Genomic DNA, 20,663 nt, shown 5'->3' on the forward strand with positions numbered 1-20,663 from the left:
TGTTGACGAGCCAGGGCGGCGACCGGGGCCGGGCGGGTTTTGGCTGAAATTCGGCGGGATGGCGCGGGTAACGTAGACTTTGCACTGTCGCGCCGGCCCTGGCGCCTGCCTTTTGAAGGATGCGCCATGCGCGAGCTGATCGAACGTTACCTGGCAGCCTATAACCGCTTTGATGTGGACGGCATGGTGGCGACGATGCATCGCGAGGTGGTGTTCGAGAACTACACCGCCGGCGTGCTGAGCGTGCGTACGTTTGGTGTCGATGAACTGCAGCATCTGGCGCAGAGTTCGAGCTTTCTGTTTTCGGCGCGCCGCCAGGTGATCCTGGCCTACGAAGAGCGGGATGGAACGGCGACGGCGCACATCCTGTTCGATGGAACGTTTGCCGTGGACCTGCCCAACGGCGTGCGGGCTGGCCAGTCGATTACGTTGAACGGGCGCAGCGAGTTCCGCCAGCGTGATGGGTTGCTGGTCTATATCGGTGACTACAGCGAGTGAGATGTTCGCTCCATCGCTTGATTGGTGCGAATGGACGAAGAGCGATGGCTGACGTTTCGATCAGGCCACCGAAGCGTTTCCAAGCACTTTTGTAGTGATGCACGCGGGCGCGAAGCGCTCTAGTCCTCGAAACCTGCAGCGCGCGCATCTTGCCTGAGCGCATCCACATCGGCACGGCGTAGTAATGCATTCCGCCAGCATTGTTGCTGGATGGTGTTGGATTCCACCAGCCATTGCGGTTTGCCGGCGACCCAGGCCGCGACAGCGGCACCATCCTCGTAGAGCACGCGCGTGCCGGCAACGGCGGGAAGCTTGTTGCCGGCGAGTACGGTGCCCACGAGGTTGAGTGGATCGGAGCCGCTGACGAGGACGAGTTCGCCTTGTGGTTCCTGCTGGCGAACGGCGCGCAGTTTGGCGATGGCTTCGGGCAGGGCGAATTGCTCGCCGACCAGGCCTTCGACGAAACGGCCGCCGCGAATTTCGCCACGGGCTTCCAGGCGGTGATAGACGCGCAGGAGTTCGCGCCAGCTGGGGAGCCAGGGAGCTTCGCGTTCGAGCAGCTTCCAGAAGATGACGCCGTAGCGGCGCAGGAGGCTGCGGGCGATGTGTTCGAGTTGGTCGGGGTCGAGCTTTTGGGTTGAGATAGGTCGGGCTTTCTCGAGCACCCGACCTTTATCCCCTTCCCGGGACTCATCTGCCCTGCCGGGCATCTTCTCCCCGGAGGGGAGAAGATTTGCTCGGTTTGACCTTACTAGCGACCATCTGCCTGCGTCTTCGATGCCGGTGAGCATGTGGCGGCGCAGGCGGCGATGACGATGGGCGTCGCGTTTGGCGGCGGGTACGAGGAGCGCGCGCAGGCCGGCGAAGCTGTCGGCGGTGACGCGGCCGGCGGCGACGAGTTCGCCGAGGGCGTCTTCCAGCTCGGTGCGAAGCAGGTGCGTGTCGGTCAGCAGTTCGTCGAAGAACAGCGCGCCGTGATCGCGCAGTGCATCGAGCACGGCCTGGGCGCGCGACGATACAACGACGTCTTGCAGATTGGCTTCGGCATTCGCGGCTTGCGACCACACGGAAAGACTGCGGCGTGGCAACAGCACGATGGGTGTAGCGCGCACGGGACCGCCGCCGCTGCCATTGCCGTTGCGCAATCGGCTCCAGCTCACGCGGCCGGCGCGGATCTGTTCGTCCAGCCAGGTGATGGAGTAGTCGTCGATGCGCGTGGGCAGCAGTTCGCTTTCCCATGCGCCCGCGGCAGCTTCGAAGCCCTCCAGTTGCGTGAGCACGGCAGGCAGTGCGTCCGGGCCACTGAGGCGTGCGCCGGGTGCGACGTGCTGCCAGTCGAACAGGAAACGCATCAGGTCGCGGCGGCTGACGGGTTCGATTTCACGACGCAGGCGACCGATGGTGTAGCGATGGATGCGCGCGAGCAGATGGCGTTCGCACCATTCCACGTCATGCGTGCCGGGCGTGAAATGGCCCTGCATGACGTAGCCTTCCGATTGCAGGCGCAGAAGGGTGAGGTCGATGTCGCTTGGCTCGACGTGGAGCACCGTCGCGAGTTGAGCGACGGTGATGGGGCCGGAGCCGGTGAGGCGGCCTCGAGTGAGTTCGAGGAGGGCGTCTTCGCGGGACCATCCTTCCGACGCGTATTCGGGTGGGGCGTCGATGGGTGGTTGTAGCGTGGCGGTCGGGTGGACGGCTTGCCACTTGGGCAATGCCTCCGCAGTGACCCAAATGGCCAAAGAGCGGGACTGAGGCGAGATTGACCCCTCACCCCGGCCCTCTCCTCGCTCCTCAGAGCCGCGGCCATCCATGGCCGCTCCCCGCGTACCCCGGAGGGGAGAGGGAGTAAGGTGTGTCGCTCGATGGTTCTTTGCGAGACTCTTCAGCCACTCGTTCCAGCCTTCGTTCGCATCGGCTTCGCTTTGCTTGATGCCGCCCAGGATGGTGAGCGCCTCATGCATCTCATCTGCGCTGCGCACTTGCGGCCACGCTTCTTCGCGCACGGAGGCGATGGCTTCCGGGTCCAGGCGGCCGAGATCGTCGGCGCTTTCCGGGTCGGACCAGCGGCGTGATTGCACGGCTCGCGTGCGGCGTTCTTCCAGCGGTGCGTCGTCGAGGTACGCGTACGGTGCAGCGGTGAGTACTTCGCCGGCCAGGGGGCTGGGCGCAGCGAGGTCGCGTGCGACGACGGCGATGTTGCCGTCTTCAAGCCCATGCAGGATATGCAGCAAGCCATCGACATCCATCGCTTCGCGCAGGCAGTCGTGCATGGTCTGGTTGACCAGCGGGTGGTCGGGAATTTCGCGCTCGCCGACAATGTTTTCCAGGCACGCCACCTGATCGGGAAATACGGTGGCGAGCAGGTCTTCGCTCTTCATGCGCTGCAATTGCGGCGGCACTTTCTTGCCGCCCTGGAAGCGCGGCAACGCCAGCGAGGTGGTGGCGTTCCAGCGCCATCGCGCGGGGAACAGCGGCGCGTCGAGCAATGCCTGCACCAGCACATGTTCGGCGGTGTTGGAGTGCAGGTAGCGGGCCACTTCGTCCAGCGGGAAGCTGTGGCTGGTGGAAAGCGACAGTACGATCGAATCTTCCGTGGCCGCGGCCTGCAACTCGAAGTTGAACTGCCGACAGAAGCGCTTGCGCAGCGCCAGGCCCCACGCGCGATTGATGCGGCTGCCCCACGGCGTATGGATGATCAGCTGCGTGCCGCCTGATTCGTCGAAGAAGCGCTCGAACACCAGGTTGTTTTGCGTCGGCAGCACGCCGAGTGCCGCCTTGGCCGCCGCCATGTATTCGGCCAGCTGCTGCGCGGACGATTCGTTCATGCCCAGCGTGTGCATCAACCAATGCATGACGGCGGGAGTGCCACCATTGTCCAAGCGCGTGGCGATCTCTTCGCGCAGACGCGATACGCCGTGCGACAACTCGGCGCTGCGGCCCGGCGCTTCGCCCAGCCAGAAAGGAATATTCGGTGGCACGCCTTGCGCGTCTTCCACGCGCAGGCGATCGCGTTCCACACGCAGGATGCGGTAGCTGGTATTGCCCAGCTGGAATACGTCGCCGGCGAGGCTTTCCACGGCGAAGTCTTCGTTTACCGTGCCGATGATGGTGGCCTGCGGTTCCAGCACCACCAGGTAGTCGGCGGTGTCGGGAATGGCGCCGCCGGATGTGACCGCCGTCAATCGTGCGTTGCGACGCGCACGCAATTGTTTGTGTACAGCATCGCGATGGATATACGCACCACGCGGACCGTGACGTGTCGTGAAGCCGTCGGCCAGCATGCGTACGGTAGCGTCGAACTGTTCGCGCGTGAGGTCGCGGTAGGGATACGCGCGGCGTACGACATCGTAAAGCGCGTCTTCATTCCATTCCTGGCAAGCCACTTCGGCCACGATCTGTTGCGCGAGTACGTCGAGCGGTTGCGGCGGCTGGATAAGCGTGTCGAGTTCACCGCGGCGAACGCAATCGAGCAATGCCGTGCACTCCACCAGGTCATCGCGCGAGGTGGGGAATAGGCGTGCTTTCGGCGTGCCGTTCACCGCGTGACCGGAACGGCCGGCGCGCTGCAGGAAGGCAGCGATGGAACGTGGCGAGGCGAGCTGGCAGACGAGATCCACATCGCCGATGTCGATGCCCAGTTCCAGCGACGCGGTAGCGACCAGCACGCGCAAATCACCGCGCTTCAGGCGTTGTTCGGCGTCCAGGCGTTGTTCCTTGGCAAGGCTGCCGTGGTGCGCAGCGACGGCTTCCTTGCCAAGACGTTCGGAGAGATGGCGCGCCACGCGCTCGGCCATGCGCCGCGTGTTGACGAAGACGAGCGTGGTGCGATGCGACTCCACCAACTGCGCGAGGCGGTTGTAGATGAGTTCCCAGCAGTCGTTGGACATGACGGCTTCGAGGGGAACGGGTGGGACTTCGATGGCGAGGTCGCGTTCGCGGGTGTGGCCGACGTTGATGATGGTGACGGCGTCTTTTTCCTTCTCCCCGCCGGGGAGAAGGTGGCCCGAAGGGTCGGATGAGGGGGCGGGGCGTGCTTCGGTTTTTTTCGGAGCGCGCTTGTGGGTGGACTTATCGCCAGACTGGCCCCTCACCCCAACCCTCTCCTCGCTCCTCAGAGCCGCGGCCATCCATGGCCGCTCCCCGCGTACCCCGGAGGGGAGAGGGAGTTGAGCGTTGGCACCGACGAGGAATTTCGCGACGTCTTCGATCGGCTTTTGCGTGGCCGACAAACCAATGCGCAACAGCGACCGCTGGCAGAGTGATTCCAGTCGCTCCAGCGACAACGCCAGATGTGCACCACGCTTGCTCGATGCGAGCGCGTGGATTTCATCCACGATCACCGTGCGCGTGCCCTTCAACATCGAGCGGCCCGATTCCGAGCCAAGCAGGATGTAGAGCGATTCGGGTGTGGTGACAAGGATGTGCGGTGGTTGCTTGCGCATCAACGTGCGCTCGCCCTGCGGTGTATCGCCCGTGCGTACCGCCGTGCGGATGGCTACATCCGGCAAGCCCATTTTTTCGAGCTCCGCGCGAATGCCTTCCAGCGGTGCATCGAGGTTGATGCGGATGTCGTTGGACAGCGCCTTCAGCGGTGAGACGTAGACCACGGTGGTCTCGTCGGGCAACGCACCGTCGTGCGCCACGCCCTCGCGCACCAGCGTATCAATGGCGGAGAGAAAGGCGGTGAGTGTCTTGCCTGAGCCTGTCGGCGCGGCCACCAGCGTGTGATGGCCTGACCGTATGGACGGCCATGCGGCTTTTTGCGGCGACGTCGGTTCAGGAAAGGTGCCCTGGAACCAGGCGGCGACGGCCGGATGAAAGTCGTGCAGGGGCATGGACTTAAGTGTGGCGCAACGCGCTCTCAGAGAGCGAGACATAGGGGCGCCAAGCGGTTTTCGCAACGCTGGCCGCAAAAATCCGCTTCAGTCCCACACGAAATTACGTGACAATATCGTTAAGCCGCGCCTACAGAATGGTTTCTTGCGGCTCTCTTGCACCACTTCTTCCTTTGCTCTTCCACTCTCCGGGGAAACTCAATGACCGCCGCCAGCCAGACGCGTTTCGCGTTGCTCGCCCTTTCCATTGCCAGCGCCCTTGCCGCAGGAACCAACGCTTTCGCACAGGACGCGAACCCGCCCGCCGCCACCCAGGCGAAGGGCAGCAATGGCAAGCCCGTCCAGCTCGAAACCGTCAACGTGACCGCTGAAAAGCGCGTCGAAGACATCCAGAAGGTACCGGTGTCGATGTCCGTCATCACGCCGGAACAGTTGAGCAACTACGGCCAGTCGGGTGACACCGTGCTGCAGCTCGCTGGCCGCGCGCCGAGCGTGTATGCCGAGACATCCTACGGTCGTGAGTTCCCGCGCTTCTACATCCGCGGCCTGGGCAACAGCGATTTCGATTTGAACGCATCGCAGCCGGTGTCGATGGTGTACGACGACATCGTGCAGGAGAACCCTATCCTCAAGGGTTTCCCGCTGTTCGATCTGGAGCAGGTGGAAGTGCTGCGCGGTCCGCAGGGCACCATGTTCGGCCGCAACTCGCCGGCGGGCGTGATCAAGTTCGATTCGGTGAAGCCGAGCCAGGAAACCAGTGGCTACGCGAAGGCCTCCTACGGCACCAAGGGCACGGCCAATGCCGAAGCCGCGCTGGGCGGTTCGCTCGGTGGCAACTGGTCGGGTCGCATCTCCGCGCTGGCGCAGCATCGCGACGGCTGGATCGACAACGACTACACCGACAAGAAGGACGCGCTGGGCGGCTACAACGATCGCGCCGTGCGCCTGCAGGCCATGTATGACGTGCAGGATTTCAACGCACTGATCAACGTGCACGGCCGCTGGCTGGACGGCAGCGCCATGGTGAATCGCGCGAACGCCATTCCGCTCGGCGGCGACAGCCTGGTCGAAGGTTTCGACCGCAATGTGGTGTACCAGGATGGCCTGAACCGTCAGCACCTGTTCTCGTGGGGCAGCAACCTGCACCTGACGTGGAATCTCGGTGACTACACGCTTACCTCTATCACCGGTTTCGAGAAGGCCACCACGTACAGCCTGGGCGACGTGGACGGCGGTATCGCCATTCCGCAAAACGCGAGCCAGCTGCCGTACGTGACACCGTTCCCGTCGGAGACGGCCGATGCGCTGCCGCACGATCGCCAGATCACGCAGGAAGTGCGGCTGGCCAGCAACCCGCAGGATCGCCTGAACTGGCAGGTGGGCGCGTACTACTTCTACGAAGACATCGCGATCGTCAATTACGACTACAACACGCTCGACAACCACGCGCTGGATGGCTACGCGCAGCAAAGCCAGACCACCAAGGCGTACGCGGTGTTCGGTTCGGCCGACTATCACATCACTGATGATTTCGACGTGCGTGCGGGTACGCGCTGGTCGCACGATTCGCGTGACTTCAACGTGGATCGCATCCTGTCGCCGATCGGCGGTGGCCCGCTGTCGCTGAGCGCCAATCCGCACGACGCGCGCTGGAGCGGCGACCTCACCGGCACGTGGACACTCAATCCGAACGTGAACGTGTATGGCCGCATCGCCAACGGTTTCCGCGCGCCGAGCGTGCAGGGCCGCGTGCTGTTCTCGGACTTCATCTCGCAGGCCAAGCCCGAGACCATCACCAGCTACGAGCTGGGCGTGAAGACCACCGGCATGGACAACCGCCTGCGCTTCAACGCGGACGTGTACGACTACACCATGCACAACCAGCAGCTCACCGCGGTGGGTGGTGCGGTGAACGTGACGCAGCTGGTCAACGCGAAGAAGACCGAGGGCTACGGCGCCGAGTTCGACATGGAAGCGTACGTAACGCCGAATTTCGTGCTCACCGCCGGCGGCAGCTACAACCACACCAAGCTGGTGGACCCGAACCTGGCCGTGGCTATCTGCGGCGCCGGCTGCACCGTGCTCAACCCGCTCAATGCGGACGGCAACGCGCTGATCAACGGCAACCCGCTGCCGAACGCTCCCGAGTGGATCGGCAACCTCACCGCGCGTTATGGCATTCCGTACGGCGAGAGCGGCGAGTTCTTCATCTACACGGACTGGAGCTACCGCAGCGAGGTGAATTTCTTCCTGTATGACTCGGAGGAATTCCGCGGCAAGCCGATGCTGCAGGGTGGCGTGCGCGTGGGCTACAACTGGGATTTCGGCAAGCGCGAAATCGCCCTGTACGGCCGCAACATCACCAACAAGCAGTACATCACCGGTGCCATCGACTTCGACAACCGCACCGCGTTCGTCAACGACCCGCGCATCATCGGCGTGGAGTTCCGCGCGGACTTCTGACGTGCTGGCGGGCGGCGACGCCGGTCGTGCAGTGCACAAGGGGAGCGGCCTGGCCGTTCCCCTTTTTCTTTGGCGGCACAAGGCGCCGACATTCCCCTCTTCCTTGGTGCCACGAGGCGCCGGCATTCCCCTCTTCCTTGGCGCCACAAGGCGCCGACATTCCCTCTCTTCTTTGGCGCCATGGGGCGCCGGCATTCCTTCTCTTCTTTGGCGCCATAGGGCGCCGGCATTCCTTCTCTTCTTTGGCGCCATAGGGCGCCGGCACTCCCTCTCTTCTTTGGCGCCATAGGGCGCCAAAGAGCCGCCGCTTGTTGCAGAATGTCTCGCCATTTCCAAACAGAGTGCGATGTGAACCACCCGGGCGACCACGGCAGCGAACGCTCCCTTACCCTCACCATGGCCGATGGCCAGACCCTGTTCGTGCGCGACTGGCCCAACAGCCGCGCGCAGGACTCGGTGCTGATCGTGCATGGGCTAGGCGAGCACAGCGGGCGCTACCAGCGGATGGCCCAGTGGTTCCGCACGCGCGGTTTCTCCGTGCGCTGCTACGACCAGCGCGGCCACGGCCAGACGCCGGGCCGCCGTGGTGCGCTTGCTCACGCGGACGACTTGCTGGAAGACCTGGCCACGGTCTACAACGACTATGCCCAGTCCCAGCCGACGCCCCCGCTGCTGCTCGGCCACAGCATGGGCGGCCTGGTCGCCGCGCGTTGCGTGCTGGATGGCCGTATCCAGCCGCCGGCGATGGTGTTGTCCTCCCCTTCCCTGCGCACCTGGGAACCGGTCTGGCGACAACAGCTGGCCGCCGTGCTGGCCAAGGTGTTGCCCAGCCTTCCGCTGCCGAACGGCTTGCCGTTCGACAAGCTCTCGCACGATCCGCAGGTGGAAGCGGCCTATCGCGCCGATCCGCTGCGGCACGGGTGGATCACGCCACGCCTGGCGGATTTCATTTTCCGGGCGGGCGACGCATCGGTTGCGGACGCCTCCAAGCTCACCATTCCCACGCTGCTGCTGGTGGCGGGTGCGGACATGCTGGTGAACCCGGCGGGCAGCCGCGATTTCTCATCCGGCAACTGGGCCGGCAACAAGCTGACCACGCGCTACTTCGACTCGCTGTACCACGAGCTGTTCAACGAAGCGGAACCCGCGCGCAGCCAGGTGTTGAAGCAGCTGGGTGATTGGTTGCAGAAGCGGGGCTGAGCAGCGTTCGCCTCGTCTTGTTGGTGCCAGCTCTTCTGTAGGAGCGCCCTCGGGCGCGACCGCAGCGTGGCTGCTGGCGATTTCGTGCGTGCCTGTCGCGCACAAGTGCGCTCCTACATAGAGCCTTGGGCGCCGGATTCTGTTGTGGGAGCCCACCCTGTGGGCGACAAGCTGACGGAGCGAGGATGCGTGATGCCCGTGTCGCGCACAGGGTGCGCTCCCACAAGTGCACTTCCATGCAGCCAGGTGCTGAGGCAGTTGGGGATTGATTACAGAAGCGGGGTTGAGCAGCGTTCGCCTCGCCTGTCGGTGCCAGCTCTTCTGTAGGAGCGCCCTTGGGCGCGACCGCAGCGTGGCTGCTGGCGATTTCGTGCGTGCCTGTCGCGCACAAGTGCGCTCCTACAAAAAGGCTTGGGCGTCGCGTTTCCTTTGTGGGAGCCCACCCTGTGGGCGACTAGCTGACGGAGCGAGGATGTGTGATGCCCGTGTCGCGCACAGGGTGCGCTCCCACAAGTGCACGTCCATGCAGCCAGGTGCTGACGCAGCTGGGGATTGATTACAGAAGCGGGGTTGAGCAGCGTTCGCCTCGCCTGTCGGTGCCAGCTCTTCTGTAGGAGCGCCCTTGGGCGCGACCGTAGCGTGGCTGCTGGCGATTTCCTGCGTGCCTGTCGCGCACAAGTGCGCTCCTACAAAAAAGGCTTGGGCATCACGTTTCCTTTGTGGGAGCCCACCCTGTGGGCGACTAACTGGCGGAGCGGGGATGCCGTGATGCCCATGTAGCGCACAGGGTGCGCTCCCACAAACGTAGCGCGGCGCTTCACATCCATTCGCGCTTGGCGGTGAAGACGATGGTGAGCCACTCGGCGCGGATGTCGCTGCCGAGGCGTCGCGCGATCTCGTCGCGTACCGCGTCCACATCACCCATGTCGCCGAGCGGACGTGTGGTTTCCACCAGGATGTGGATGTCGATGAAGCGCATGCGGCCGATCTTGGCGACATAGCTGGAGAAATCCAGGTAACCGCGCTCCTGCACCATCGCGCCCATGACATCGCGCACGCGCTGGTCCAGCGCATCGGGCGCTACTTGCAGCACTTCGCGGAATGCCTGCCACAGGCTGCCCAGTGGCAAAGGCAACAGCGCTATGGTCAGTACCAGCAGGATGGTGGAATCGATATAGCGGGTCCAATGACTCAGCGGTCCGCCCTGGATGATGGACGCCAGCGCAAAGCCCACCAGCACGGCGATGCTGATGCAGCCACCGATGAACCACCCCTTCGCATCCAGCTGCAGCAGCACGGAGCCCAGGGCCTTCGATTCGCGGCGCATGTAGAGCGCCATGCCCAGGCTGGCCACGCCCATGATCGCCGCCCACGCCGCGCCAAACCCGAATGCCAGTTCGTGCCCGCCGGTAAGCAGGCCGTGCAGCGCGGTGAAGCCACCGTAGCTGCAGATGGCGGTCAGCACTGCCGCATTGAACACCAGCACCAGGGGTTCCAGGTGCCAGTAGCCGAACTGGAAACGGCGGCTGCCTTCGCTGGTGACGAGGTGCGACACCATCAGGGAGCCGGCGGTGAGCACCACGTCCACCAGCGAATAGAAGCCATCGAAGGCAATGGCCTGTGAATGCATCAGCAGGCCCACGGCAACGCAGGCCACGCCCACGAGGAACGTCACGCCGATGGAGAAGCGCAACTGCCGTTGTTCGCGGGAGGTGTCCATGGCCATGGCGGCAGGTTAGAGGGACGGCGGGCCGGACGGAAGGCTCTGGCGTGAGCAGCAGAGCGGGACAAAGCGGAAGCGCCGGATGACCCTTTTCGCCGCTGGAGAGCGCCTCCGGCTTTCGACGGAATGCCTGTGAGGAAACCAGGAAGCAAACGGCGATAGCCCAACCTATCCGTCATTCCGGCGCAGGCCGGAATCCAGTGGCGATCACCTCACACTGAGGCTCTGGATTCCGGCCTGCGCCGGAATGACGAACAAAAGGCGCTTCGACTTCAGGGTTGGCGAGGACTTACTTCTTCAGCACTTCCACCACATACCTATCCCCATCCGGGTGCTGCTCGATGATCAGCCCGTGGATATCCGATTCAAAGCCCGGGAAGCGCGCATTCTGTTCCTTCGCCGTGCGCAGGCTTTCGATGATCGGCGAATCCTTCGCGCCAAACTTTTCGCCCGGCATGATCACCGGGATACCCGGCGGATACGGCACCAGCATGGTCGCGGCCAGGCGGCCGGCAAGCTTGTCGATTTCCACGCGCTCCACTTCGCCGCGCACCAGGCGGTCGTAGGCCTCCCACGGCGGGATCACCGGGTCGGGCAGCTCCACGTACATCTCGCGCATCACCTGCGCGATCTTGCTCTTGGTGTTGAACGCGTGCAGCTCGTCGCACAGGTCGCGCAAGCCGGTGTTGGCATAGACGTCCGGATACGACTGATACAACGATGGCAGCGACTTGCTGAGCGGCGTATTGGCGTCGTACAGCTCCTTGAACGCCAACAGTTCGGTGGTGAGCGTGCTCCACTTGCCCTTGGTGATGCCCATGGAGAACAGGATCAGGAACGAATAGAGGTTCGTCTTCTCCACCGTGATGCCACGACCCCACAGGAAGCGGCTCACCACGGCCGCGGGAATGCCCTGCTTTTCCATGCGACCATCCATGGTCAGGCCGGGCATCATCAGCGTGACCTTGATCGGATCGATCATCACGAAGTCGCGTGCGAGGTCGCCGAAGCCGTGCCATGCAGCCTTGGGTACCAGCTTCCAGTCCGCCTGCTTGGTGGTGACCGGCTGCGCGGCACGCTCGCCTTCGTCCAGGCGTTCCTTCAGGTTGTCCGGCTGCCACACGCTGAACCACCAGTCGCCCTTCTTGATGTCATCGCCCACGTGCAGCACGGCGCGGCGGAAAGCGATGGCTTCCTTATGCATCTGCTCGATCAGGCTGCGTCCGGCGCGGCCTTCCATCATGCGCGAGGCGACGTCGCACGAGGCGATGATGCCGTAGTGCGGCGAGGTGGACGTATGCATCATGTACGACTCGTTGAAGCGCTCGGCGTCCAGCGCGCGCGTGCGGCTGTTGCGCGCGTGGATCATCGAGGCCTGCGAGAACGCCGCCAGAAGCTTGTGCGTGGAATGCGTGGCAAAAATGATCGGGTCCTGGTCACGCGGCTTGCCCTTGGCCATGGCGTAGTGGTTGTCGTACATCTCGTGGAACGCGGCATACGCGTACCAGGCTTCGTCGAAGTGCAGGTAATCCACGCCGCCGCCAATGTCCTTGGCAATCTTCTCCACGTTGTAGCAAAGGCCGTCATAGGTGGAGTTGGTCACCACGGCGATCTTGGGTTTGAAATCCTTGCCCTTGGCCTTGGCCGCCTTGCTCGCCAGCGGATTGGCGGCAATGGCCTTGGCCATCGCCTTGGGTGTGAACTGGTCGAGGCTGATGGGACCGATGATGCCGTGCGCATTACGACTCGGCGTGAAGTACACCGGAATCGCACCCGTCATCACCAGCGCATGCAGCAGGGATTTGTGGCAATTGCGATCCACGAACACCACGTCGCCGCGCGCCACCACGCCGTGCCACACCATCTTGTTCGCAGTGGACGTGCCGTTGGTGACGAAGAAGGTGTGATCCGCGCCGAAGTTGCGTGCCGCTTCCTTTTCGGCCGCCTTGATGGGGCCCGTGTGATCGAGCAGCGAACCCAGTTCCGGCACCGACACGGACAAATCGCTGCGCAGCGTGTTTTCACCAAAGAACTGGTGGAACGCGCGACCCACCGCCGACTTGGTGAACGCCACGCCGCCACCGTGTCCCGGCGTATGCCAGGAGTAATTGGATTCGGCCGCATGCTCCACCAATGCCTTGAAGAACGGCGGCATCAAATTGTTCATGTACTCATCGGCGGCACGCATCACCTGCTTGGCGATAAAGGCCTTGGTGTCCTCATAGAGGAAAATGAAGCCATGCGTGATGCCGAGCAGCTTGGTCGGCACCTGTTCCACGGTGCGGCGCTCACCGTAGAGGAAGATCGGCAGATCCTCGCGATAAGCCAGCTGGGTATTGAGAAAATCGTAAAGGCGATCGAACTGGTGGGGCCCCTCTTCCTCGCCATCGATGGAAATCAACACCGCCGACGCGGCGTTATACGTGCGTGCGCCCGCTTCCGCATCACTCATGGTGAGGCCGCTCAGCACACGATGGCTGTAGCCACGGATCTCATCAGCGAGTGCACGGATCAGGATGCCGTTGATGCGAGGTGAATCGTAGTCAGCGTCGATGATGACGACGGGATAGTCGAGGGAATTGAAATACATGAGCAGACTCCATCAATCGCGGGGGCGAGGGAAAGCGTGTGTCAGGTGCGCGGCGTGCCGGGAAGCGTGGCTTTGGCGGCCTTGTCCTGCCGCCGCTGTTCGCTGAAGAACGGGTAGAACACCGTGATGAACAGCATGAACAGGAAGGCGTAGGTCACCATCTGGCCGTTGGTGCCGAAGATGGCCCACAGGCAGTACACCACGGTGATACTGGTGAGGAACCAGTAGATGCCGGTGTGCGTGGTGGTGTGGCTGAGTTCCACCGCGAAGTAGCAGGCCACGCACGAATAGATGTACGGCAGCAGCGTCAGCACCACGGCTGCCTGCGTAATCACTTCGAACTGCTCCGAGGCCGACGGCGATGCGGCAGTGATCAACACGATCAGCGACATCAGCACGCCGACGATCAGCAGGCCTTGGACCGGCGTGTCGTCCTTGTTCGCCTTGCTGAAGATCTTGGGGAACAAGCCGTCGTCACCAGCCGCCTTGGCGCTGAGCGCCGTCAGCAGAATCCAGCCTCCCAGCGAACCGCCGGCGCCCAACGCCGCGCACAGGCTGACGATGCCACCACCGATGTTGCCCACCGCCACCTGCGCCGCAAGTGCGAACGGCGCATCCGCCACTTGCAGCTGATCGTTGGGGATCATGCCCATGATCACGGCGGAGCTCGAGATGTACACCACCGCCGCCAGCGCCACGCCGGCGATGGTGGCAATGGCCACGTTCTTCTCGGGATCTTTCACCACCGCGGCCGACACCGAGGCGGACTCCACGCCGATGAACGCCCACAGCGTGAGCGAGGCCGCGCCGGAAATCGCCTGGAAATCGCCCTTGCCGGTGACGTTGTACGCAGAAGAGAACAGGTCGCTCTTGAAGAAGAACCAGCCGAAGATGGCGATGCCGAACAACGGCACCAGGGCAAACGACGTGGTGATCGACTGGATGCGCGTTACCACCTGCGCGCCGAGAATATTGGCGAAGGTGAAGACCCAGATCAGCACCAGCACCACGATGGTTCGCACCATCGGTTGTGACAGCGCCGGAATGAAATAGCTGAAATAGCCCACCGCCGCGACCGGCAGTGCCACGTTGCCGATCCAGTTGGCGAACCAGTAGATGGTGTTGGTCTGGAAGCCCATGTAGGGACCGAAGGCATCGCGCGCATACGCGTACGGGCCGCCCGCCTTGGGTGCGAGTCGCCCCAGCTTGGCGAACACGAACGCCAGCAGCAGCGAGCCGATGGTGGTAACCACCCATCCCCACATCGACACCGCGCCAATCTTGGCGAGGCTGCCCGGCAGCAGGAACACGCCTGAGCCCATCATGTTGCCGGCCACCAGGAAGGTCGCGGCGACGACGCCGATCTTTCGCTTTTCATCTGCCATGACATGGCTCCGGTAGGGCGAAGGGGGAAACGCAGTGCTCCGTCATCACGCCAGCGGCATGAAGCGGAGACATCGGAAAGCGCACAGCCCTGGCGGGCGCGGCATGCAGAACCTTGCACATGCGTTGTTCCATGCACGTCATGCAGGTCATGCGTCGAGCGGTTGGATGGACCATCGCGTGACACGCTCCATGTCGCGACTGACCTTACGTGTCAACGGTCCGCACGAGGGGCGCACCCCACCCCTGCGGTCAATTCCGCACCACGACCGACATGCACATGCATCGGCCCCTGCGTCCGGCGACACCCTGAGCGTGAATTGTCGCCACGCATGCGGTGCACATACCGTGAAGGATGGGCGTCCAAACACGATGGTAGAAATACCTATACGGCAAGCCTTTTACGCGTACTCGCGGTGGCGCATTCACGTTTTGCATTCACCTGTCGCGTCAGCATCAACCGGCGCGCGGCGCGCAAAAATACGGGGAGTGTCATGTCGAACAAGCCGAGCTCGCGATCGCGTCGCGACTTCCTGCGGCAATCGCTGGTGGCCGTTCCTGCCGTCAGCCTGCTGGGCACATCCGCCATTGCGCAGACGCAGGCCAGCAGCACCGCGGCACCGGCTGCCACGGCGACCTCCAAGTACACACCGCGCTACTTCACGGCACCCGAGTATGAATTCCTCGAGGCTGCCGTCGACCGCCTGATTCCCGCCAATGCGGATGGCCCCGGCGCCGTGGAAGCCGGCGTGCCGGAGTTCCTTGATCGGCAGATGGAAGCGGCGTACGGCCATGGCGGACTCTGGTACATGCAGGGGCCCTTCACTCCGGATGCGCCCGCCACGCTCGGCTACCAGCTGCGCTACACGCCACGCGAGTTCTATCGCAAGGCCATCGCCACCATCGACGACTGGTGCCAGAAGCAGCACAACCAGAAATTCGCGGCCCTGTCCGCAGACCAGCGCGATGCCATCCTGCATCAGCTGGAAAAAGGCGAGATCAAGCTCGACGACGTGCCGGCCACCACGTTCTTCTCGCAGCTGCTCACCAATACGAAGGAAGGCTATTTCGCCGACCCGATGTATGGCGGCAACAAGCAGATGGGCGCCTGGAAGATGATCGGCTTTCCCGGTGCGCGCGCCGACTTCGCCGACTGGGTGGAGCAACCCGGCAAGGTGTATCCGTTCGGTCCGGTTTCCATCGAAGAGGCCAAGTCATGATGCGCATGAAACCGGTCGACGTGGTGCTGGTCGGCTTCGGCTGGACGGGCGCCATCATTGGCATGGAACTGGTGGATACGGGGTTGAAGATCCTTGCGCTGGAGCGCGGCGCCTGGCGCGACACGTCGCCCGACTTCACCTATCCGCACAATGCCGACGAGCTGGCCTACGGCATCCGCGGCGAACTGTTCCAGCCGCTGGCGCGAGAAACGGTAACGATCCGGCACAACCTCAACGAAAATGCCGTGCCGTATCGCCAGTACGGCTCGTTCCTGCTCGGCAACAACGTGGGCGGCGCAGGCATTCACTGGAACGGCCAGCACTACCGGCCCTCGCCGGAAGACCTGGAATTCCAGAGTCACAACGCCAAGCGCTACGGGGCGAAGTTCATGCCCCCGGACATGCAGATCCAGGATTACGGCGTCACCTACGACGAGCTCGAACCCTTCCTGGATCAATTCGAATACCTGTGCGGCACGTCCGGCCGCGCGGGCAACCTCAACGGCGAGATCAAGGAAGGCGGCAATCCGTTCGAAGGCGTGCGCAAGCGCGAATATCCCAATCCGCCGGTGGCCGACAACTTCGGCGCCAAGCTCTTCGCCGATGCCGCGCGTTCCAAGGGTTACAAGCCCTTCCCGCAGCCTTCATCGAACGCTTCGCGTCCTTATACCAACCCGCATGGCGTGCGCCTTGGCCCGTGCAACCTCTGCGGCTACTGCGAGCGTTTCGGCTGCTTCATGTATTCCAAGGCCTCGCCGCAGACGACCATTCTTCCCGTGCTGATGCGCAAGCCGAATTTCCAGCTGCGTACCAACAGCCATGTGGTGAAGATCAACCTGGACTCCACCGGCAAGCGCGCCACGGGCGTCACCTATATCGACGCGCAAGGCCAGCAGGTGGAGCAGCCGGCGGACCTGGTGATCGTGTCGGCCTTCCAGATGCACAACGTGCGCTTGATGCTGCTCTCCGGCATCGGCACACCGTACGCCCCGAATACCGGCAAGGGTGTGATCGGCAAGAACTACGCGTACCAGATGATGAGCAACGTCACCACGTTCTTCGACAAGGATGTGGCGATCAATCCGTTCATCGGCGCTGGTTCGGGTGGCAACCAGATCATCGACGAATTCAACTCCGACCACTTCGATCATGGTCCGCACGGCTTCGTCGGTGGCGGTTACATCCTGGGCGGACAGACCGGCGGTCGGCCGATCCAGCAATTGCTGCTGCCGCCGGGTACGCCTGCGTGGGGCGAAAAATGGAAGCGCGCCGCGAAGGACAGCTACCTGCATACCACCGGCGTGCAGACGCACGGCTCGGTGATGTCCTATCGCGATCGCTATCTCGATCTCGACCCGACCTACAAGGATGCGTTCGGCCTGCCGCTGCTGCGCATCACCTTCGACTGGCACGACAACGAATACAAGATGACGCGCTTCCTGACCGATCGTGCGCAGGAAATCGCAGATGCCATGAAGCCGAAGCAGACGTCGCAGACGATCCGCAAGCCCGGCGATCACTACGATGTGCGGCAATACCAGACTACGCACACCACGGGCGGCGTGATCCAGGGAACGTCGCCGGAAACCAGTGCGCTCAATCGCTTCCAGCAGAACTGGGACGTGCACAACGTGTTCGTCACCGGCGCATCCGCCTTCCCGCAGAATCTCGGCTACAACCCCACCGGTTTGATCGGCGGCCTCACGTACATGTCCGTCAAGGCCATTCGTGAAACCTACCTCAAGAATCCCGGACCCCTGGTGCAGGCATGAACACGTATGCCCCTCCCCGTCGACGCGGTGGCGGCCTGTTGCGCCTCATCGTAGTGCTGGTCTTGCTGGTGATCATTGCGTGGGTAGCCGCCATGCTGTTTCCCGGTGGCGGAGGCGACGCTGCCGCCACGGCGCCCGAAGCCACGCCCGATCAGATCAAGCAGGGCGAATACCTGGCGCGCCTTGGCGATTGCGCGGCATGCCACACGGCGCCTGGCGGGCAAGCGTTCGCAGGCGGCCTGCCCATCGCTTCGCCCATCGGCACCATCTACAGCACCAACATCACGCCTGATCCCGAGTCAGGCATCGGCAAGTACACGTACGGGCAATTCGAGCGCGCGGTGCGTCGTGGCATCAACGCCGACGGCCACACGCTGTATCCGGCCATGCCCTACCCTTCGTATGCGAAGGTCAGCGACCAGGACGTGCAGGCGCTGTACGCCTACTTCATGCACGGCGTGCAACCGGTGAAACAGGAGAACCGCGCCGAGGGCATTGCGTGGCCGCTCTCCATGCGCTGGCCGCTGACGTATTGGCGTTGGCTGTTCGCACCCAAGGTGGAACCGGTACAGACCGCCTCCGGTGACGCGGTACTTTCGCGTGGCCAGTATCTGGTGGAAGGTCTTGGCCACTGCGGCGCGTGTCACACGCCACGCGCTTTCACCCTGCAGGAAAAGGCGCTCGGCCCGAGCAATGGCTCGGCCTACCTGAGTGGCGGCGACAGCGACAACTGGGTCGCTCCCAGTTTGCGCGGCGAACTTGCCAGCGGTCTGGGCAGCACCAGCGAAGAGGACATCGCGACCCTGCTGAAGTCCGGCCGCACGGAACGCAGCGCGGTATTCGGCGGCATGAGCGACGTGGTGGAACACAGCACGCAATACATGAGCGACCAGGATCTCGCCGCCGTCGCGCATTTCCTGAAGTCCTTGCCGCCCAATCGCCAGGAACAGGCCGTGACGTATGACGACGCCACGCACACCGCCCTGTACAGCGGCAACGTCAGCGCAGCGGGCGCGCAACTCTACGTGGACAACTGCGCCACCTGTCATCGCACGGATGGCCACGGCTACGGCGCCGTGTTCCCGGCATTGGCTGGCAATCCGGTGCTCAACGGTGAAAAGGCATCCTCGGCGATTCGCCTGGTCCTGCATGGCGGCACCATGCCGGCGGGTCGCGATGCACCCACGCAATTTGGCATGCCCGCGTTCCGCGAACGATTAAACGATCAGCAGATCGCCGACATCCTTACCTTCGTTCGTTCCAGCTGGGGCAATCGCGGCGGCGCCGTATCCGCCCAGGATGTTGCCCATTTCCGCGCCCTGCCACCCGGTGGCCAGCCGTTGATGACGGGTTACGACCCTCGCATTCAATCGCCCGGCGAACCGGGGCCCACGGCCGAGGAACAAGCCGCGGGCACACCGGTGACGAACAAGTAGCTGCGTTTCGTGGCGGCGCTCAACGTGCCGCCACGGCCTTTGCGTCGATAGTGCTGCCCGACCAGCCGCCGCCCAGCGCGCGGAACGTGGCGACAGCGGCGCGCGCGTCGTCGGCATGCACGCGGGCGAGTTCGTCGCGGGCGTTGAGCAGCTGGCGATCTTCATCCAACACTTCGATCAGGCTGACGGCGCCGCCCTTGTAGGCATCCTGGGCGGCATCGCGCGCCTGCACGTGGGCCTGCACTTCGGCTTCCAGGTCGCGATGCTGTGTTTCCAGCTCGGCCAGGGAGACGATGGCGTTTTCCACGTCTTCGGTGGCGCGCAGCATCGACTGGCGGTATTGCGCCAGCGCTTCGGCATTCGCGCCTTTCGCCTGCGCCACCTCGGCATCCACGCGACCGAAATCGAACAGGCGCCAGTGCAGCCCAAGCACGGCCTGCGGCTGGAATGCCTGCGAGGAAAACAGGGAACCGCTGGACAGGCTCTCCGCACCGAGCAACGCGCCCAGCGACACCTTGGGGTAGTACTCGGCCGTGGCGACGCCAATGCGTGCATTGGACGCAGCAAGCCTGCGCTCGGCGGCAATGACGTCCGGGCGGCGACGCAGCAGCATGTCAGGGCCGCCATCCGTGCCAATTACCGGCACGGTGAACGTCTGCGGGCTGTCCTTGAGTTCGGCGGCATACGTACCGGGTGCGGCACCCATCAACACATCAAGGCGATTGAGCTGCTGTTGAAGTGCGGTGCGCAACGGCGGCAACGTGGTCTTGGCCTGCAGCACCAGCGCCTGTGCCTGCGCCACTTCGCGCGACGTAGCCAAGCCACCCGCGAGGCGAACCTTCACCAGTTCAAGCAACTGGCTTTCGGTGTCGATCTGCTGCTGGGCCAGGCGAATACGCTCCTGCGCGCCGCGTACCTGGAAATAGCTGTCGGCCGCCTCGGCAGCCACGGACACACGCACGCCATCCTGTGCGGCCTCGGCTGCTTGCGCCTCGTCATCGGCAGCCTCGGCTCCGCGATGCAGGCCGCCGGCCACGTCGATTTCCCAGCTCGCGCCGACACCGAGCGTTTCCAGCGTCTGTGTGCGCTTGTAGCCCGGGAACTGGCTGGCGATTTCGCCCAGCGGACCTTTGGTGGACTGATGCTGCTGCACCACCTGGCCGTCGAGGCTGCCTTGCGGGGCAAGTTGCGCGCCGGCTTCGCGTGCCGCGGCGCGGGCCTGGTCCACGCGTGCCATGGCAGCGGCGAGATCCAGGTTCTGTGCCATCACGCGGCTGATGATGCGCGCCAGCTCCGGATCATCGAAGCCGTTCCACCACGTGTCCAAGGCGGGCGCTGCACGCGTTGCATCGCGTGCTTGCAGCAGTGACCGGCTGGTGTAGTCGGTGTTGGTCTTCACGTCGGGGCGAACGTAATCGGGGCCCACCGTGCAACCGGCCAGACCGATCAACGCCGCGGCGATGGCGCCCAGGCGAAGGGAGGAACGACGCGACGATGATCGTGACGCGCCAACGGGGGACGAAATCGAAATGTTCATCGTGAT

General features: G+C 63.7%; 11 protein-coding genes. 6 read left to right on the forward strand and 5 right to left on the reverse strand.

Annotated features, from left to right (window positions below):
* The first annotated feature begins 126 nt into the window (after positions 1-126).
* A complete protein-coding gene (locus DK366_RS18665) occupies positions 127-498 on the forward strand; it encodes a nuclear transport factor 2 family protein (RefSeq protein ID WP_109127065.1) in 372 nt (123 codons plus the stop codon).
* A 119-nt stretch (positions 499-617) separates the two neighbouring features.
* Here the strand turns inward: DK366_RS18665 and DK366_RS18670 are convergent, their stop codons facing one another.
* Positions 618-5,333 (reverse strand): DEAD/DEAH box helicase, encoded by a 4,716-nt coding sequence (locus DK366_RS18670; RefSeq protein WP_109127066.1) that lies wholly within the window; start codon positions 5,331-5,333, stop codon positions 618-620.
* 201 nt (positions 5,334-5,534) lie between these two features.
* Between DK366_RS18670 and DK366_RS18675 the strand changes: the two genes are divergently transcribed.
* Complete coding sequence (locus DK366_RS18675) at positions 5,535-7,796, forward strand: TonB-dependent receptor (RefSeq protein ID WP_109127067.1); 2,262 nt, start codon at positions 5,535-5,537, stop codon at positions 7,794-7,796.
* A gap of 348 nt (positions 7,797-8,144) precedes the next feature.
* Positions 8,145-8,996 (forward strand): alpha/beta hydrolase, encoded by an 852-nt coding sequence (locus DK366_RS18680; RefSeq protein WP_232821113.1) that lies wholly within the window; start codon positions 8,145-8,147, stop codon positions 8,994-8,996.
* A gap of 817 nt (positions 8,997-9,813) precedes the next feature.
* Here the strand turns inward: DK366_RS18680 and DK366_RS18685 are convergent.
* The 3 genes from DK366_RS18685 to adiC all read right to left on the reverse strand — a co-directional run bounded on the left by DK366_RS18685 (position 9,814) and on the right by adiC (position 14,694).
* Positions 9,814-10,716: a cation transporter gene (locus tag DK366_RS18685; RefSeq protein WP_109127103.1), complete on the reverse strand. Its 903-nt coding sequence runs from the start codon at positions 10,714-10,716 to the stop codon at positions 9,814-9,816.
* 292 nt (positions 10,717-11,008) lie between these two features.
* On the reverse strand, positions 11,009-13,309 hold the full coding sequence (locus DK366_RS18690; protein ID WP_109127069.1) for an Orn/Lys/Arg decarboxylase N-terminal domain-containing protein: 2,301 nt from the start codon (positions 13,307-13,309) through the stop codon (positions 11,009-11,011).
* Between the two features lie 41 nt (positions 13,310-13,350).
* A complete protein-coding gene (gene adiC, locus DK366_RS18695) occupies positions 13,351-14,694 on the reverse strand; it encodes an arginine/agmatine antiporter (protein ID WP_109127070.1) in 1,344 nt (447 codons plus the stop codon).
* Positions 14,695-15,186: 492 nt separating this feature from the next.
* Here adiC and DK366_RS18700 point away from each other — a divergent pair, with 492 nt between their 5' ends.
* The 3 genes from DK366_RS18700 to DK366_RS18710 are packed head-to-tail and all read left to right on the forward strand — an operon-like array spanning position 15,187 to position 19,120.
* On the forward strand, positions 15,187-15,912 hold the full coding sequence (locus DK366_RS18700) for a gluconate 2-dehydrogenase subunit 3 family protein (protein ID WP_109127071.1): 726 nt from the start codon (positions 15,187-15,189) through the stop codon (positions 15,910-15,912).
* Positions 15,909-17,684 carry a GMC family oxidoreductase gene (locus DK366_RS18705; RefSeq protein WP_109127072.1) on the forward strand — a complete coding sequence of 592 codons (1,776 nt, stop codon included), beginning with the start codon at positions 15,909-15,911 and terminating at the stop codon, positions 17,682-17,684. Before DK366_RS18700 ends, DK366_RS18705 begins: the two co-directional genes overlap by 4 nt.
* Entirely contained in the window at positions 17,681-19,120 is a 1,440-nt protein-coding gene (locus DK366_RS18710) for a cytochrome c (protein WP_109127073.1), read from the forward strand. The genes DK366_RS18705 and DK366_RS18710 overlap by 4 nt, the downstream gene beginning before the upstream one ends.
* 19 nt (positions 19,121-19,139) lie before the next feature.
* Here the strand turns inward: DK366_RS18710 and DK366_RS18715 are convergent, their stop codons facing one another.
* A complete protein-coding gene (locus DK366_RS18715; protein WP_109127074.1) occupies positions 19,140-20,657 on the reverse strand; it encodes an efflux transporter outer membrane subunit in 1,518 nt (505 codons plus the stop codon).
* Positions 20,658-20,663 lie beyond the last annotated feature (6 nt).

It is taken from the genome of Dyella sp. C11 (assembly GCF_003121485.1).
GTDB lineage: Bacteria > Pseudomonadota > Gammaproteobacteria > Xanthomonadales > Rhodanobacteraceae > Dyella.

Excerpts from the sequence above, each read along its gene's own strand:
- DK366_RS18665 (WP_109127065.1), top strand. The coding sequence starts at position 127 with ATGCGCGAGCTGATCGAACGTTACCTGGCAGCCTATAACCGCTTTGAT.
- DK366_RS18670 (WP_109127066.1), bottom strand. The coding sequence starts at position 5,333 with ATGCCCCTGCACGACTTTCATCCGGCCGTCGCCGCCTGGTTCCAGGGC.
- DK366_RS18675 (WP_109127067.1), top strand. The coding sequence starts at position 5,535 with ATGACCGCCGCCAGCCAGACGCGTTTCGCGTTGCTCGCCCTTTCCATT.
- DK366_RS18685 (WP_109127103.1), bottom strand. The coding sequence starts at position 10,716 with ATGGACACCTCCCGCGAACAACGGCAGTTGCGCTTCTCCATCGGCGTG.
- DK366_RS18690 (WP_109127069.1), bottom strand. The coding sequence starts at position 13,309 with ATGTATTTCAATTCCCTCGACTATCCCGTCGTCATCATCGACGCTGAC.
- adiC (WP_109127070.1), bottom strand. The coding sequence starts at position 14,694 with ATGGCAGATGAAAAGCGAAAGATCGGCGTCGTCGCCGCGACCTTCCTG.
- DK366_RS18700 (WP_109127071.1), top strand. The coding sequence starts at position 15,187 with ATGTCGAACAAGCCGAGCTCGCGATCGCGTCGCGACTTCCTGCGGCAA.
- DK366_RS18705 (WP_109127072.1), top strand. The coding sequence starts at position 15,909 with ATGATGCGCATGAAACCGGTCGACGTGGTGCTGGTCGGCTTCGGCTGG.
- DK366_RS18710 (WP_109127073.1), top strand. The coding sequence starts at position 17,681 with ATGAACACGTATGCCCCTCCCCGTCGACGCGGTGGCGGCCTGTTGCGC.
- DK366_RS18715 (WP_109127074.1), bottom strand. The coding sequence starts at position 20,657 with ATGAACATTTCGATTTCGTCCCCCGTTGGCGCGTCACGATCATCGTCG.